The sequence below is a fragment of the Paenibacillus sp. FSL H7-689 genome (genome assembly GCF_000517905.1).
Taxonomy (GTDB): Bacteria; Bacillota; Bacilli; order Paenibacillales; family Paenibacillaceae; genus Paenibacillus; species Paenibacillus amylolyticus.
Genome location: NZ_ASPU01000059.1, coordinates 102,096 through 118,835 on the forward strand (window position 1 = coordinate 102,096; position 16,740 = coordinate 118,835).

Annotated in this window: 10 protein-coding genes; 9 read left to right on the plus strand and 1 reads right to left on the minus strand. The window is 49.2% G+C overall.

Going from position 1 to position 16,740, the window contains the following annotated elements; genetic code table 11:
• Positions 1 to 637 precede the first annotated feature (637 nt).
• The 9 genes from C170_RS27125 to C170_RS27165 all read left to right on the plus strand — a co-directional run bounded on the left by C170_RS27125 (position 638) and on the right by C170_RS27165 (position 15,911).
• Positions 638 to 2,050: an alpha-L-fucosidase gene (locus C170_RS27125; RefSeq protein WP_036616331.1), complete on the plus strand. Its 1,413-nt coding sequence runs from the start codon at positions 638 to 640 to the stop codon at positions 2,048 to 2,050.
• Between the two features lie 497 nt (positions 2,051 to 2,547).
• On the plus strand, positions 2,548 to 3,525 hold the full coding sequence (locus C170_RS27130) for an ABC transporter permease (RefSeq protein WP_036616334.1): 978 nt from the start codon (positions 2,548 to 2,550) through the stop codon (positions 3,523 to 3,525).
• Between the two features lie 15 nt (positions 3,526 to 3,540).
• Positions 3,541 to 4,449: a carbohydrate ABC transporter permease gene (locus tag C170_RS27135; RefSeq protein ID WP_017691189.1), complete on the plus strand. Its 909-nt coding sequence runs from the start codon at positions 3,541 to 3,543 to the stop codon at positions 4,447 to 4,449.
• Between the two features lie 129 nt (positions 4,450 to 4,578).
• A complete protein-coding gene (locus tag C170_RS27140) occupies positions 4,579 to 6,216 on the plus strand; it encodes an ABC transporter substrate-binding protein (protein WP_051447422.1) in 1,638 nt (545 codons plus the stop codon).
• A 175-nt stretch (positions 6,217 to 6,391) separates the two neighbouring features.
• A complete protein-coding gene (locus C170_RS27145) occupies positions 6,392 to 8,611 on the plus strand; it encodes a helix-turn-helix domain-containing protein (RefSeq protein WP_036616337.1) in 2,220 nt (739 codons plus the stop codon).
• A gap of 45 nt (positions 8,612 to 8,656) precedes the next feature.
• A complete protein-coding gene (locus tag C170_RS27150; protein WP_036616339.1) occupies positions 8,657 to 10,969 on the plus strand; it encodes a glycoside hydrolase family 3 N-terminal domain-containing protein in 2,313 nt (770 codons plus the stop codon).
• On the plus strand, positions 10,966 to 14,112 hold the full coding sequence (locus C170_RS27155; RefSeq protein WP_036616341.1) for an alpha-mannosidase: 3,147 nt from the start codon (positions 10,966 to 10,968) through the stop codon (positions 14,110 to 14,112). Before C170_RS27150 ends, C170_RS27155 begins: the two co-directional genes overlap by 4 nt.
• A 38-nt stretch (positions 14,113 to 14,150) precedes the next feature.
• Positions 14,151 to 15,026 (plus strand): sugar phosphate isomerase/epimerase family protein, encoded by an 876-nt coding sequence (locus C170_RS27160; protein ID WP_036616343.1) that lies wholly within the window; start codon positions 14,151 to 14,153, stop codon positions 15,024 to 15,026.
• A gap of 12 nt (positions 15,027 to 15,038) precedes the next feature.
• Positions 15,039 to 15,911 (plus strand): sugar phosphate isomerase/epimerase family protein, encoded by an 873-nt coding sequence (locus C170_RS27165; protein ID WP_036616345.1) that lies wholly within the window; start codon positions 15,039 to 15,041, stop codon positions 15,909 to 15,911.
• 58 nt (positions 15,912 to 15,969) lie between these two features.
• On the opposite strand, the gene C170_RS27170 is transcribed toward C170_RS27165, so the two are convergent.
• Positions 15,970 to 16,731, minus strand: a complete 762-nt coding sequence (locus C170_RS27170) for a MerR family transcriptional regulator (RefSeq protein WP_036616348.1) — start codon at positions 16,729 to 16,731, stop codon at positions 15,970 to 15,972.
• Positions 16,732 to 16,740 lie beyond the last annotated feature (9 nt).

A 16,740-nucleotide genomic window follows, 5' to 3' on the forward strand; every position in this document is an offset into this window, starting at 1 on the left:
GAAAGTTATGAGCACTTCGCTCCTTTTCAATGAAAAGCTCCGCTCCGGGCGGGTGTGGATTCGTCCTTCCCGCTCGCCGGTGGAGCAGAGTAGGGAGCGAATGCTAACGAATCTCAGACATCTTATTTAAGGATTCGGAGCGCTAGTCGAAATCTAAGGAATCTGACACATCCAATATCAGAATAAGCAGCAGTTTACAGCGTTTTTATCAGCTAATTTCGGGAAATAACGTGTCTGATGTTCCTTACAATTTTAAAAGAGGATCATAAGGTTAAATAAGACGCCCTGTGTTCCTTAAGAAATATTCTACTTATTCACCAGGATCAGCAGCTTGGATTTCCCTTATAGAGACAAGGGAAATAAGGGGTTCCATAGTGATTGAAGATGGCACCGCACTCGAAATAACAAAGTTACTACGCCCCTTAATAGTTAAACTAGCGTTTACGCCAAAACGGAGAGTGCAGAACCAATCTGAAGAAGCGAAGCGCTCGCCTTTATCACCGGATTTCCAACAATTATAAAGTGAAATAAAAGAAATCCGGGGATAACAGCGATCGGAAGATGGTACTGCACTCGGAGTGACCAGGCGTAACATGCATGGTTTATCTTTTATCCAATCCAAAGGAGATGAAACAGGATGAGCGAAGCCAAAGAAACCGTACTGGAGCAGGAAGAGCAGTTTGTCGAAGCCGGCGTGCACAATTTTAGCAAAGAGGACGAGTGGATCAAACCGGAGGACCCGCTGCTGAATGAGCGGTTGGAGTGGTTCAAGGATCAGAAGCTGGGGTTGATGATGCACTGGGGGCCGTATTCCCAGCTTGGCCTCGTGGAATCTTGGGCGCTGAGCGACGAAGATGGCGATTGGTCGCGCGATGACATCGACTGGACGGATGACATGGAAGACTTCAAGCGGGAATATTTTGATCTGAACAAAACCTTCAATCCGATTCGTTTCCAGCCTGAGGAATGGGCACAAATGGCGGCAGATAACGGGTTCAAATATTTCCTGTTCACCACCAAGCACCATGACGGTTTCTGCATGTGGGATACCAAGACGACGGATTACCGGATAACGGGCAAGGACACGCCTTTTCATACCCATAAGTATGCGGACATCTGTCGAGCATTATTTGATGCATTTCGGGCCAAAGGACTGGGCATCTCAGCGTATTTCTCCAAAGCGGACTGGCATACCCCGTATTACTGGGCACCGGGCATGGAGCGTGGACGTCATATGTGGCGCGGGCCCTCGTATGATCCCCATAAGTATCCGTGGCTGTGGGAGAAATTCGTGGAGTTCACACATGAGCAGATCATGGAGCTACTGACGAATTACGGGCGAATCGAATGTCTGTGGCTGGATGCTGGATGGGTGCGCGAAGGTCGCCATGGTCAGGATATCAGGCTTGGAGAAGTCGTGGAACGGGCGCGTAAGACCACACAACCTTGGCTCCTGTCCGCAGATCGCACCGTGGGTGGGGCGTATGAGAATATCGTTACCCCCGAGCAGACCATACCGGAACATCCGATGAACATTCCATGGGAGAGCTGTATTACCGTGGGGAACTCCTTTGCCTTCGGATTCGATGATCAGTATAAAACGGGAAGACAGCTGGCACATATTCTACTCGAAGTTGTGTCCAAGGGCGGTAACCTGGCGCTGAATGTAGGTCCACAACCCGATGGGCGTCTGCCAAAAGGGGCAATTCGAGGCATCAAGGGCCTCGGTGAATGGTTGGGTACTCATGGGGAAGGCGTCTATGGAACCCGGATCTGCGGGCCATATTTTACGAAAGATTGGGCTTTCACACAGAAAGAAGAGATCAACACCGTGTATGCCTTCCGTATATACCGAAACGAGAATGAGACCGTACAACCACAGTTAATCATTCCTTATCTGGAAAAGGTAGAGCGGATCGAACTCGTCGGTAGCGATGACGTACTTTCGTATCAGCAGACAGAAGACGGACTTCTTGTGGATCTGCCCCAATCCGCTACAACCAATGAAGCTCCCATCACACATACGTTCAGATTGGTCACAAGCGCATAGAGGTTGTTCAAAAAGTCCCCAATTGATCACGAAGTAAACCACGAAGCGAACTCGACATCGAATCTTGCGTTCACCTTCGGAGTCCGGTGCTCATGTAGGTTTGCCTACACTCCGCTCCTCCTCTTTCAGGTTCTCGCAGCCTTCTCGGTGCTGAATCGTTAACTTTTTGAACTTGCATGTAAGAATGCCATGTCAATTCCGGGGGAGATATAACCACCTCCGGGATTTTTTTATTCATACATAAGGGACACGATGCCCAATAGAAACGGCTCGCAATCGCTTGTCACACAAGGGTTTGTGGAATAAAGAGAAGTCGGAGAAAATTGCAAATTGATAAAAGTTTATCGAGCGATGTACTATCAAATCAAGAAAGCGCTACCTGATATGAATGTTTACATCATATTTGTTGAACAAGGAACTAAGAACAGAAAAAAGGATGTTTAAGGGATGTAAATGTAATGTATTATTACACTTGAGGTGTAGAAGGAGTGACGCAAATGAGTCGAGCTACGGAAAGCATACCCGCCAAGATGGAACTCCATCAGAGGAAACATGTAGAGCCCAAGCGGCAGCATCCATTCATCAAAAGCCTCAAGAAACACTGGGAGCTCTACCTGCTCGTGCTGCCCCCGGTGTTGTATCTGTTGATCTTCAAGTACATTCCTATGGTAGGTGTCCAAATCGCCTTCAAGGACTTCAGTGTGGTCAAAGGAATCTGGGGAAGCCCGTGGGTCGGATTCAAACACTTTGAAGCCTTCTTCCAATCTCCAAACTTCTGGCTGTTAATCAAAAACACGATAGGCATCAGCTTTTATTCCTTAATTGCCGGTTTCCCCATTCCGATCCTTCTGGCGCTGGCGCTGAATGAGATTCGAACGGGTTACTTCAAGAAGACCGTGCAGATGGTCACTTACGCTCCGCATTTTATCTCAACGGTTGTTATGGTATCCATTATCATTCTGATGCTCTCCCCGCATGTGGGCGTGGTAGACAAGCTGTTCACACTGCTCGGCTTCCCGATGACGAACTTCATGGGCATTCCGGAATACTTCAAATCGATATATGTCTGGTCAGGTGTGTGGCAGGGCATGGGATATTCATCAATTATATATATCGCAGCTCTTGCTGGTGTTGATCCATCTCTCTATGAAGCAGCAAAGATGGACGGCGCATCAAGGCTTCGGAAAATATGGCACATCGACCTCCCATCGCTCGTTCCAGTCACCGTTATCATGCTGATTCTGAGTCTGGGCAGCATTATGGGTGTGGGCTTTGAGAAAATATACCTGATGCAGAATCCACTCAACACAAGCGCTTCGGAGGTTATCTCCACGTATGTGTACAAGGTGGGTCTGATCGGAGCGAATTTCAGCTTCTCCTCGGCAGTTGGGTTCTTCAACTCCATTATCAACCTGATCCTGCTGGTTATCGTCAACGGCATATCGCGCAAAGTATCCCAGAACAGCTTGTGGTAAAGGAGGAGTTTATCCATGTTCAACCTGATTAATCGTAACCGGATCAAGGACCCGCTCGGTGACCGCATTTTCATGACATTCAACTATATCTTTCTGTTCGCCATACTGCTAACAGTGTTTTATCCGCTTTTGTATATCATCAGTTCTTCGTTCAGCTCTTCACGAGCCGTGACATCCGGTCAGGTGTGGCTGTTCCCGGTAGACTTTAACATCAAGGCGTACATCTCCATTTTCAAAAGCCAACAGCTTATGCTCGGTTTCTATAACACGATCATTTACACCGTGGTGGGCACGTTCATTAACGTGGTGCTGACCGTCATGCTGGCGTATCCTTTGTCACGAAAATCGTTCTATGGACGAGGGGCCATCATTATTTTCATGATGATCACGATGTTCTTTGATGGCGGTCTGATTCCCACCTACCTCTTGATGAAGGATTTGCACCTGCTCGATACACGTTGGGCGATGTGGCTGCCCGGGGCGCTCGCAGTATTCCAGGTAATCGTGGCAAGAACTTTCTTCCAATCTTCCATTCCGGAAGAACTCGGGGAGGCCGCGGAAATGGATGGTTGCCGGGATATCCGGTATCTGATCAGCGTAGTTCTTCCCTTATCAAAGCCCATTCTGGCAGTCATGACACTCATGTATGCCGTAGGTCACTGGAATGCGTACTTTGATGCATTGATCTACCTGCGTTCCGAGAAATTGTTCCCTCTACAATACGTGCTTCGCAATCTGCTTATCCTGAACGCGGCTGATCCGGCGATGCTCGCCAATACCAGCCAACAGATGCGGGACCAAGGGTTCGAGCAGGTGTTGAAATATGCACTGATTGTTGTCGCGAGCATTCCAATTCTGATCATGTATCCATTTGTACAGAAACATTTTGTTAAAGGGGTCATGGTTGGTTCCCTGAAAGGTTAATCCTTGTGAGTTAAGCCCGGTTGCCTCTTGAAAGGAGGTGGAAGGAACACGCCGGCTTCCGGGGTCGATTTTATACACGTGCAGTACAAGTCAATAATTTGCCGTTATGAACAAAAAGGAGGAGTCAGATTGAGAAAATCTTGGATTTCGATGTTGTTTCTGGTCTTTGCTTCGATGGCTTTGTTGTCCGCATGCAGTTCATCCGAGGAATCGGGTGGAAGTAGCGACGGTAGCGGGGAGAGCGGCGGTCCTGTAACCATGACCCTCTTTGCTCCGCAAGGCAAAGCGTCCATGGAAGAGAATGAATTTACCCAATTTATCGAAGACAAGTTCGACGTTACCCTAAAATGGGATCTGGCCCCAACGGACGCTTTGCAGGATCGCAGACAATTGCTGCTGGCTAGTGGTGATTATCCGGAAGTATTTCTTCACGGCAAGTTCACCACCTCAGACCTTCAAACCTATGGAAAACAGGGCGTGTTCCTTCCGCTACAAGATCTGATTCAGAAGTATGGTCCGAATCTGACCAAGATTATGGAAGAGAAACCATACTTCAAAGAAGCCATTACGGCACCGGACGGCAACATCTATGCGCTGCCTATCTTCAATGAATGTTACCACTGTACGTATGCACAGAAATACTGGATCAACACGGAATGGCTCGATAATCTGGCTCTGAAAATGCCAACCACAACTGATGAACTGTATACCGTTCTGAAGGCGTTTAAGACACAAGATCCAAACGGTAACGGGAAAGCGGACGAGATTCCACTTACAGGCGCACCGAACAAGTATGTATGGAATGGCAACATTGATGCCTACCTGATGAATAGCTTTATATACAATGACAACGACAAATATCTGATCGTGAACGATGGCAAGGTGAGTTTTGCCGCCAATCAGGAAGGCTGGAAGAAAGGGCTGGAGTACATGAACAAGCTCTATGCAGATGGCCTGATTGATCCGGCTTCCTTTACACAGAATGATCAGGCGATTGGACAGCTGGGGAACAAGGAAGGCGATGAAGTGGTCGGTTCCATTACAACGGCGCTGGTCAGTTATCTCGTGAATACTTATGACAAAGATATCACCCGTCACCAGCACTGGGAGATCGTTCCTCCATTGAAAGGACCAGATGGAGTGCAGACGACAGGCGCCACGCAGAGCGTAGGTGAGTTTGAGTTTGCCATCACGAACAAAGCGACAGAAGCACAGCAGATTGCCGCCATCAAGATCGTAGACTACATGTTCAGTGAAGAAGGTGCGCTGTACGCGGAGTATGGACCAACTGAAGGCAAGGGCTGGAAGAAGGCAGATGCCGATGAGAAAAACATCAATGGCGAGCCGGCCAAATACAGCTACTACAACCTGCCTGAGCGTGATCCAAACGTTGTTGTGAACGAGAGTTGGTCACAGATCGGAGCACATGACTTGTCCAACACGTTCCGTAATCTGTTTGCGGAAGGACAGAATCCTTTAGAAGCAGAGGGTTATGGTACACGTCTGGCTCAAGCTACCAATGTGTATGAACCTTATGCACCCAAAGAAGTATACCCTGCGAACGTATTTATTCGTCCAGAGGATACGGAATCAGCCGCACAACTGACTACGGCCATCAAGGATTATGTACAGACGAATATGGCACAGTTCATTATTGGCAGCAAGAGCATTGATAAGGAATGGGATTCGTATGTCAAAGGCTTTGATGGTCTCGGACTGAGTAATTACCTTGAGATCTACCAGCGTGCCATTGAGAAGAATCAATAATTGAAGGATTCAATATAGAGGCTGTCCCGTCTGTCACCCGTGACCGGGACGGTCTTCTCCTATGACAACCCCACGTCATCCGATATAATGTACTGAATATTTATGGAAAATTAGCGATCAGCACAGATGTTTGTCGTCATTCAGCATGAACAGTAATGGTGGGGGGATCTCGGAGATGAACAACAATTGGTTTAGACGTTTGCTGTTATCGTATCTGCCTGTTTTCTTTATTGTGACGACCATTCTATTCTTTATTTTCTTTCAAGTATTCAATGAACAGAACCGTAGAGAAGCGCTTAAGGCCAATGAATTTCTGGCCTCTCAGGTCACGCAATATCTGGACAACTCCCTGCGTTCCATCGACTTCAAGGTACTGCGTGAGATTTTGACCAACCCTAACTTGAAGAATTATTTCTCGGTATCTGGCAGCGATGATGTGTATGCCGGCATTCAGGCGGTCCAGGTGGTTGATGAATTGAAAATAGAGTATCCGCTGATTGATTCGATTTATCTCGTTCGATACGGGGATGGCACGGTCTTCAGTAACGGGAAGGCTGTTCCGATTGAAGAGTTCCCGGATGCAGACTTTATTGCAGATAGCCGGTCAAGGGATGAACAGAAGTGGGCAGGGGCACGAGCGTTCCGGGCTTTTCCATCGCAAGCGACTGAGCAAGTGATTACGATTGTGCGCAGTGTAGGAAACGGCAAAGGACTTGTGGTCACAAACGTGGACCTGAGTACCCTGAGAAAATCCATCATGCAGATGTATGATCCGGAATTTACGTTTGTGAACATCTTCAACCGTTCGGGCGGCAATCTGTGGGATAGCAGCATGCCAGGAGGGGGTGCAGCTTCTACTAAAACCACGTCGGGAGAAGTCTTCTCCGAATTCACGTCGAGTTATAGCGGTTGGAAGGTGCAGACAGGTCTCAACAATGGAAAAATCGTCAAATGGACGCTGCAATTTTATAATATCTGGTTTGCCTTTGCGGTAGTGGTTGTGTTGATCGGGGTGGTGTGGGTGATCTACGTGACCCGTAGAAATTACAAGCCGATTCAGCAGATTGTCACGTTAATTCAGACCGTCTCTTCGCAGAAGCAATCGGGGCTGGGCTATGGCAAGGAGAATGAGTTTCGATTCATCCATACAACGCTGGAACGCATGATTGATCAGACGAGACAATATCAGGAGGAGCACGAAGAGAATCTGATTTTGCAGAAAAAAATGTTCTTTCAGGAGTTGCTGGAGGGCACACGAGACTTTACGAGCACGGAGCTGACAGCGGAGATGAAGAAGTTCAAACTGCCTGAGCTGGAGCATCGTTGGGCCGTCATGGTAATTGAAATGGATCGGTATGATACATTTGTGACGGAGTATCATCATCAGGACCAATCCCTCCTGAAATTTGTGTTATCCAGTATTCTGCAAGAGAGTGCACGCCATGAAGGGACGGAAGTATGGGCTGAATGGATCTCCGATCAGCGTCTGTACGCCATCCTCTGGATTCCGGAAATGGAACAAGCTGAGGAGACTGAACATCGATTGCTTGCTGGTTATCTGGACAGAATCGATCAGTATCTGAACTTCACCGTGACCATTGGTGTTGGTCGGGTTGCTGTTGATATTCGGGGGTTGAGAGCTTCATTGAAAGAAGCCGTGCACGCGCTGGAGTACAAGGCTGTACTGGGCATAAATCGCATCATTCCGTGTAGTGATGTGCCGAATTCGACCAATGATGTGTATGAGTTCCTGAAGACCATCTCCCTGCTGGTACAGGCGATGCGCTTGTCGGACGATGTTTGGGAAAAGCATTTTGAGAGACTGTTTGAACAAATCAGTGAGTCCGTTCTGTCCCGTCAGGAAATTATGAATACAATCCAATTGTTATTTCAACATTACAATCGGGAATTCGCCGAACTTCCACGGGAGTATCAGGAGTCATGGGCTGCTATATTCACCCCGCTTCTTCCAAGGCTTGAGGGCTGGGAGACGTTAGACGATCTGCGTGAGCTGTGCTGGGAAGGGTTCAGAGAACTGGCGTTGCAGATGCAGACGCTGCATTGTTCCCGAAAACACAGATCACATATTCTGGAGATTCGCAAATACATCGAAGAGCATTACAACAATCCTGATCTGTCGCTGAACTACCTTAGTGATCTATTCGATATTAATCCGAAGTATCTGAGCAAGCTTTTCAAGGATGAGATTGGAGAGAAGTTTGTGGATCTGCTCATTAGTCATCGCATCGAAAAAGCTAAGCTGCTCATGCAGGAGACGGATAAGGCTATTCAGGAGATCAGTGAGGAAGTGGGTTACACGAACTATAATTCCTTCAACCGGGCTTTCAAAAACGTGGTGGGTGTGGCACCAAGTGACTACCGCAAAGCCATGTGAGTGCACGCGCCTAACTAATTCCGAACGCATAAGGAGAATGTGCATATGGACTATAAAGATGCTTCGCTTCCCATTCAGGAGCGGGTTCAGGATCTGATCGGACGGATGACAACGGCAGAGAAGATTGGACAACTCATTCAGCCGATGGGATGGAAGACGTATGATAAAGCAGCTGATGGTACAGTACAGGTGACGGAAGAGTTCAAAGCGTACATGGAACAGGGTGGTGTCGGTTCTCTGTACGGTGTGCTTCGGGCCGATCCATGGACCGAAGTGACGCTGGAAACGGGGCTTACCCCACGGCAGGGGGCCGTTGCCACAAATGTCATTCAGCAGTATGCCATGGAGCATTCCCGGCTGGGCATACCCATTTTGTTTGGGGAAGAGTGTTCCCACGGGCATATGGCGATCGGGGCAACAGTTTTTCCGGTACCGTTAACAGTGGGCAGCACGTGGAATATGGAGTTGTACCGCAAGATGTGTGAAGCCATCGCTGTGGAGACCCGGAGCCAGGGTGGAGCGGCAACGTATTCCCCGGTGCTGGATGTCGTACGTGACCCGAGGTGGGGACGGACGGAGGAATGTTTTGCCGAAGATCCATACCTAATCGGTGAATTCGCAGTAGAAGCCATGAAGGGACTACAGGGTGACCGCCTTGATTCCAACCAGACAATTGTCGCGACACTCAAGCATTTTGCGGCTTATGGCAGCTCGGAGGGTGGGCGCAATGCTGCTCCAGTTCATATGGGCTTACGTGAATTACATGAAATAGATCTGTTGCCGTTCAAAAAGGCAGTGGAAGCCGGAGCTTGCTCCGTGATGACCGCATATAACGAAATTGATGGCGTACCTTGCACGTCCAGTACGTATCTGCTGAATGACCTTCTGCGCGAGCAGTGGGGTTTTGATGGGTTTGTGATTACTGATTTTGGTGCCATTCAGATGCTGGTTCATGGACATAACACCGCCGAGAACGGGGAGCAGGCCGTGGCACAGTCCCTTCAGGCAGGTGTAGACATGGAGATGTCCGGGTACATGTACCGCAAACATCTTGGTCAGGCGCTTGAGCAGGGAATGATCGAAGAGAAGGATCTGGACTTGGCTGTGTGGCGAGTGCTAGAGATGAAATTCAGACTTGGTCTGTTTGAACAACCTTTCGTAGATCCTGACTTTGCAGAACAGGTCATCGGATGTGAAGACCATACACAGCTGGCGAGGGAAGTTGCACAAGAGGGGATTGTTTTACTGAAAAATGAGGGAAATACTCTTCCGCTTGCCAAAACAGGCACGAAGCTGGCCGTCATTGGTCCGAACGCAAACCATATCTATAACCAACTTGGGGACTATACCTCGCCACAACCGAGAGAGCAGATCGTCACCGTACTGGATGGCATTACGCGCAAGCTTGGCGCGGATTCGGGTCAGGTGCTGTACGCGCCTGGCTGCCGGATTAAAGGCGACTCCAGAGAGGGCTTTGCGCAAGCGCTGGCTTGTGCGGAACAGGCAGATGCCATCGTGATGGTGATGGGCGGGTCCAGCGCCCGCGATTTTGGTGAAGGTACCATAGACTTGCGGACAGGTGCTTCAGTGGTGACCGATGATCCATGGAACGACATGGAGTGTGGCGAGGGCATTGACCGGGCTTCCCTGAATCTCATGGGTGTTCAATTGGAGCTGGTGCAGGAAGTACATAAGCTCGGGAAACCCGTTATCGTGATGTATATTAACGGCCGCCCCATTGCTGAACCTTGGATTGATGAGCATGTCCATGCCATTGTGGAAGCGTGGTACCCCGGACAGGAAGGTGGTAACGCGATTGCGGATATTCTGTTTGGCGATGTGAATCCATCGGGTCGTCTTACCGTCTCCATTCCCAAGCATGTTGGGCAACTTCCGGTCTATTATCATGCCAAACGCACTCGTGGCAAGCGGTATCTGGAGATGGATCTGGCGCCGCAGTATCCGTTTGGATATGGACTGAGCTACACCGAATTCAAATACGAGAATGTAAGAGTTATACCGGATGTGATCGGCCCGGATGATGAAGCACAGGTGATGGTTGAAGTCACGAATACCGGAGCGGTATCGGGAAGCGAGGTTGTGCAGTTGTACATCACGGATGTGTCGGCTTCGGTTACGCGGGCTGAAATGTCACTTAAGGGTTTTCGTAAAATCCATCTGGAGCCAGGACAGACTCAGACCGTTACATTCCCTGTGCAAAAAGAACATCTCGCACTGATCGACTCTCGTCTCCAGTCTGTCGTAGAACCGGGTGAATTCAGGCTCATGGTTGGCCGCAATTCTATGGATTGGACCGCCTGCAGTCTGCACATCCAGAAGGTGGAGGTGCAGGTATGATTCGAATTCAGCGATTCATCGAAGATCTAAAACAGCGACAATGGCTGGATACGATCGAGCTTCCAGCGTGGGAGATGCAGAGGGCCAGATACATTCGGCCAGGGGAATACGAGTACGAACAGGCAGAAGTAAATAAAGATGAGCAGGCAGACAAGGCCATGCAAAGCTTGAATCCGCTGAAAAGCGTACACGGCACGACGTATTTTCTGAGTAATCGTGTGGAGATTCCGGCGGAATGGCAAGATCAAGCTGTTGGGCTGATCTTCGAGGCTGGAGGAGAAGGGCTGCTGAAGGTGAATGGCATGCCGTATCACGGACTGGACCGGAATCACGGGTTCGTACCCTTGCCAAGAAGTCGGGTAGGGGATACGCCGCAGTTGGAGATTGAACTCTACGATCCGATTCCGGAGCCGCAGGATCCACTCAACCGACAAGCCGTTATTCAGCCGCCTATTCAGGGCATTCGGGCAGCACTGGTTTATGTTAATCAGCCATTGCAGAGCCTGATGTACAGCGTTACGGTACTCACCGAGTCGCTCCGGGCATATAACGAGAAGGAACCCAAGCGGATGGCACTTGTTCAAGCCATTCATCAGGTGATGGATGACATGTACAATGACCCGAATCGCTGGAGTGATACAGCCTGGATACAGAACTTCGAACATGGATTAGTACAGTCGGTACAGCAGGAAGATCCGGAGGAGTATCGAAGTGGCTTCATGCATCTGGTTGGACAATCCCACATTGATATTGCCTGGCTGTGGCCTGTACGTGAGACGGTTCGCAAGTCCAGTCGCACGTTCTCGACCATGTGTACGTTGATGGACACGTACCCGGATTTTGTGTATTCCCAGAGCCAGCCGCAGTTGTATGCCTTCGTGAAGGATAATTACCCGGAGCTGTACAAGCGTGTTAAAGCCCGCATTGCCGAAGGACGCTGGGAATTGGTTGGAGGCATGTGGGTGGAGCCGGATCTGAATATTCCGAGTGGAGAATCGTTGGTTCGGCAGATTCTGTATGGACAGAACTTCTACCAGGCGGAATTTGGCAAGCGCTCCAACATCGAGTGGCTACCGGATACCTTCGGCTACTGTGCTTCTTTGCCGCAGATGCTGAAGCTTGCGGATATTCCTTATTTTATGACCACCAAGCTGAATTGGAATGATACCAATGCGTTTCCGTATGACCTCTTCGACTGGGTGGGCATTGATGGTACTTCGGTGCTTGCGTATCTGAACCATGGGGTGAATGAGCATACGCGTCCCAAAGATGTGGATGAACATTGGCAATCATTTAAACAAAAGGATGTTCACCCTGAGCAAATGTTGCTTTACGGACATGGCGATGGTGGTGGCGGCGTGACGAATGAGATGGTGGAGTTTGCGGAGCGATCCCACTTGATGGTGGGGCAGCCAATCAGTAAATTCAGCACAGCAGGGGCTTTTTTTGAAGACATATCATTAAATAATCCGACGTTGCCGAAATGGCACGGGGACTTGTATCTGGAACTGCATCGCGGAACGTATACAACTCATGCGAGGAACAAACGTAGCAACCGTAAGGCAGAGGTATTATATCGGGAAGCGGAAATCTGGGGGCAATTTGCCGGGGCTTACGGCGCGCACACGAAGAATGATCTGGATGAAGGCTGGAAGTTGATTATGCTCAACCAATTCCATGACATTATTCCGGGAACGTCGATTCCAGAAGTTTACGTAACGTCCACCGAGGAGTACACGAAGGTATTTGCACTGGGTACATCCGCACTGCGGGAAACGCTGGATACCCTTGCGGAGAACATTGCTACAGATGAAGTTGATGGTCTTCCCTACATTATATTCAACAGCCTTGGCTGGGAACGTGGAGAAAATATCACCATTACAGGGGATGCCCACCTCGCCAGGATGGCAGCATTTGATCGTCAAGGAGACCGTCTGGCCTGTGATCTTGAACAAAAGGAAGACAAGTATACGTTGCTCGTGCATGTTCCGTCGATTCCTGCTTTTGGGTATACAACCATATGGCTGCGCGAAGCATCGGATGTTATCCTTCCAGTAAGGGAAGAAAAATCCTTCCCTTCCACGTGGGAAACTGAATTTTACACGCTTGAGTTTAATAACTTGGGAGAGATCACTCGATGGTATGACAAAACGGTAGGACGTGACTGGCTGAAGCCTGGTGATCGGGCGAATGAGTGGCAGTTTTTCCACGACAAACCGACGTACTGGGATGCATGGGATATCGATCCACGATTTGAATCCCAGCGAGCTGGTGCGGTGCAGTTGATCTCCAGAGAGATTGTACAGCGCGGGGCTACGCGAGATGTACTACGCTTTGTCTGGAAGTTGAATCAATCGGAGATCAGTCAGGATATCATTTTGCATCGTTACCAGCGGCGTGTTGATTTCCGTACAAAAGTGAACTGGAATGAGAGCCATAAACTGCTCAAGGTGGCATTTCCGGTGGACCTGGTGGCAGCCAAAGCGGCTTATGAAATTCCGTTTGGAGCGTTGGAGCGTCCAACTCATAACAACACCAGTTGGGAGCAGGCGCAGTTCGAGGTCTGTGGACATCGTTGGGCGGATATCTCGGAGGGCAACAGCGGTGTGAGTTTGCTGAATGATTGCAAGTACGGGTATGACATCAAGGATCGGACGATCCGCCTGTCCCTGCTTCGTGCCCCGAAATGGCCGGATGAACATGCCGATCAGGGCGATCATGAATTCACGTATTCTATCCTGCCCCATCAGGGCGATTGGCGACAAGCCGCCGTCGTTCGCCGGGCGATGGAGCTTAATCATCCGGTGGAGGTTGTGGCAGCGAGTCAGTCTTCGGGTCACTTGCCAGCTGAACACGTTTGGGTTCAGTTCAACAGTGAGCATGTCATTCTGGACGCAATCAAGCCCGCGGAAGACGGCTCGGGAACGGTGCTGCGTTTCTACGAATCATCAGGAGGTCGGGAAACGGTGCAGGTTCAGTGGGCTGAAAAGGAAATCAAAGCGTCCATCATTAATCTTCTGGAGGATGAGATCCATCCGTTGGCTTGTTCAAACGGCACAATTGAACTGACATTCAAACCGTATGAGATCAAGTCGGTGAAACTTGTTGATATCAGTAATGAGTCGAACCTTACATTTACATGAGAACGTAGAGTTACTCACTCAATCACAGGAGGTATGACATGAAATTAACGAATAAGATCGGTGTCATCGTGGATAGCTTTGGCGTAGGTGTACGGGAAGGGTTGAACAAAGCCAAAGACGTAGGTGCAGAAGGTGTGCAGATCTACGCCGTCAAGGGAGAGATGGACCCTGAAAACTTGTCACCTGCGGCGCGCAAAGAGTTAAAGGGTTACATCGATTCTCTGGGTCTTGAAATTTCAGCACTGGTTGGCGATCTGGGTGGACATGGGTTTCAGGTCAAGGAAGATAATCCGTGGAAAGTGGAGAAGTCGAAGCGGATCGTGGATCTCGCTTTGGATCTGGGCACCAACATCGTCACAACACATATCGGTATTGTTCCACACGACCCTTCATCGGAAGTCTACGCTGCGCTGCATGCTGCTTGTGAGGAGTTGGGCCAATACGCCAAAAGCGTTGGCGCATACTTTGCCATTGAGACAGGACCGGAAACGGCTGCTGACTTGAAAGGATTCCTGGATACGTTATCGACCAACGGAGTATCGGTGAATTTTGACCCGGCGAATATGGTGATGGTGACCGGAGATGATCCGGCGCGGGGTGTTCATCTGCTCAAGGATTACATCGTACATACCCATGTGAAGGATGGTGTGCGGCTGAAGGAAGTTGACCCACGAGACGTATACGGAGCAGTCGGTTATGCCCCTATGGATCACGATAAGATTGCCGAGATGGTCTCTTCCGGAACCTTCTTCCGCGAGGTTCCTCTGGGTGAGGGTGGCGTTGATTTTGATGGATACTTTGCAGCGCTTCAGGAGATTGGTTACACCGGTTATCTGACGATTGAACGTGAAGTAGGCCATCAACCGGAGCAGGACATTCGCAAAGCGGTTCAATTTATCCAACAATATCGATAGGGAGCTGAGCAGATGAAAGTGGGCCTGAGCACGTATAGTTTGTTGAACGATTTGAATTCGGGTGAGATGACGGTGCTGGATGTGATCGACTGGATTGCGGCGAACGGCGGCGAGCATATGGAGATGGTACCTTACGGTTATACCGTGGAGGATAATCACGATCTGGCGGATGCGATTCGGGAACGGGCAGCGTCTGCGGGTATTGAACTGTCCAACTACTCAATGCCAGCGAACTTCGTGCAGGAGACGGAAGAGGCGTTTGAAGAGGAGATGGCTCGGGTCAAAAGACATGTGGATGTCGTACACCGGATGGGTGTAAAACATCTGCGTCATGACGTCACGGCGTTTACCCTGCCAAAGGAGAAGATGACCATCACCTGGTTTGAGCAAAATCTGCCGCTGATGGTGCGGGGAAGCCAGATCATTGCGGACTACGCCGCGCAGTTTGACATCACGACAACCATTGAGAATCACGGCTTCAGTGTGCAGGCGAGTGACCGGGTGCAGCGTGTACTGCATGCTGTGGATCGTCCGAACTTCAAAACAACACTCGATATTGGAAACTTCATGTGTGTGGATGAGAATCCGATCATTGGTGTCATGAAAAATCTGCCGTACGCTTCTCTGGTCCACTTCAAAGATTTTTACTTCCGTCCTTATGATGAGCATCCAGGTGAGGGTGAATGGTTTACGACGGCCAACGGTAACTTCCTGCGTGGGGCCATCGTTGGACAAGGTGACATTCCAATTCGTAAAATTGTAAAGCTGATCAAAGACTCCGGCTATGATGGAAACATTACGGTGGAGTTCGAAGGCATGGAGGAATGCAAATCCGCATCCAAAATCGCCATGGACAACCTGCGCCGCTTCTGGGAAGAGGCGTAACGAAGCATGATGAAACATAATAAGGGAATGGATCAAGGGCCACTTTTCGAAGTGGCTCTTATTTTTGATCATTAGGATTCTGGACTGTCCATCGGTCCAGGATCATTTCGATGTAACGCATGGTTTCCGTTGTCATACCATATACACGAGCTGACCGATCATCCCCTGGGGTGATATAATCCCAATATTTTTCTGCCAATTCTGCATTCCCTTGAAAAGCCCTTTCAGCATAATCAGAGATTCGGATGGCCAGTAACCGTGAGGCTTCGGAATCCGGAGGTTCCATCTTGCATGTATGAACATCTTTAAGAATATCAGCCCATTCCATGGATATTGAATTGTTCTGATTATTCAGAGGTAACGATTCCATTTCTTCAGGTGTAAAAACATCTTGACGGAACTTGCCCGGAGGTTGATCCAGTTCACGGATGAAACCCAGCATCTCATCCAGACTGATTTTACCGGAGGCTCTGATGGCATATATAGTTGAAAAAAGAAGATGCTCGACCTTGCTTAATCTCTCCTGCTGTTCCTTAACGACGGCCAGTTGTTGTTCCAACGTATTATTCCATAAAGTGAGATTACTCTCTGGTTCAGAGCGAGTAGCATCCTGATCAAGGAATTCTCCAATCTCATTCAATTTAAAATGCATTTTCTTCAGAATGGTAATCTGCTGAAGCCGTAAAATATCCTTTTCACCATATAAGCGATACTGATTGTTCTCATTACGGGCCGGTCGCAGTAAACCCAGCTTCTCATAATAATGCAGTGTTCGGATGGATACTCCGGTATGTTTGGATAGTTGTCCAACGGTATACAACAGGCAGAT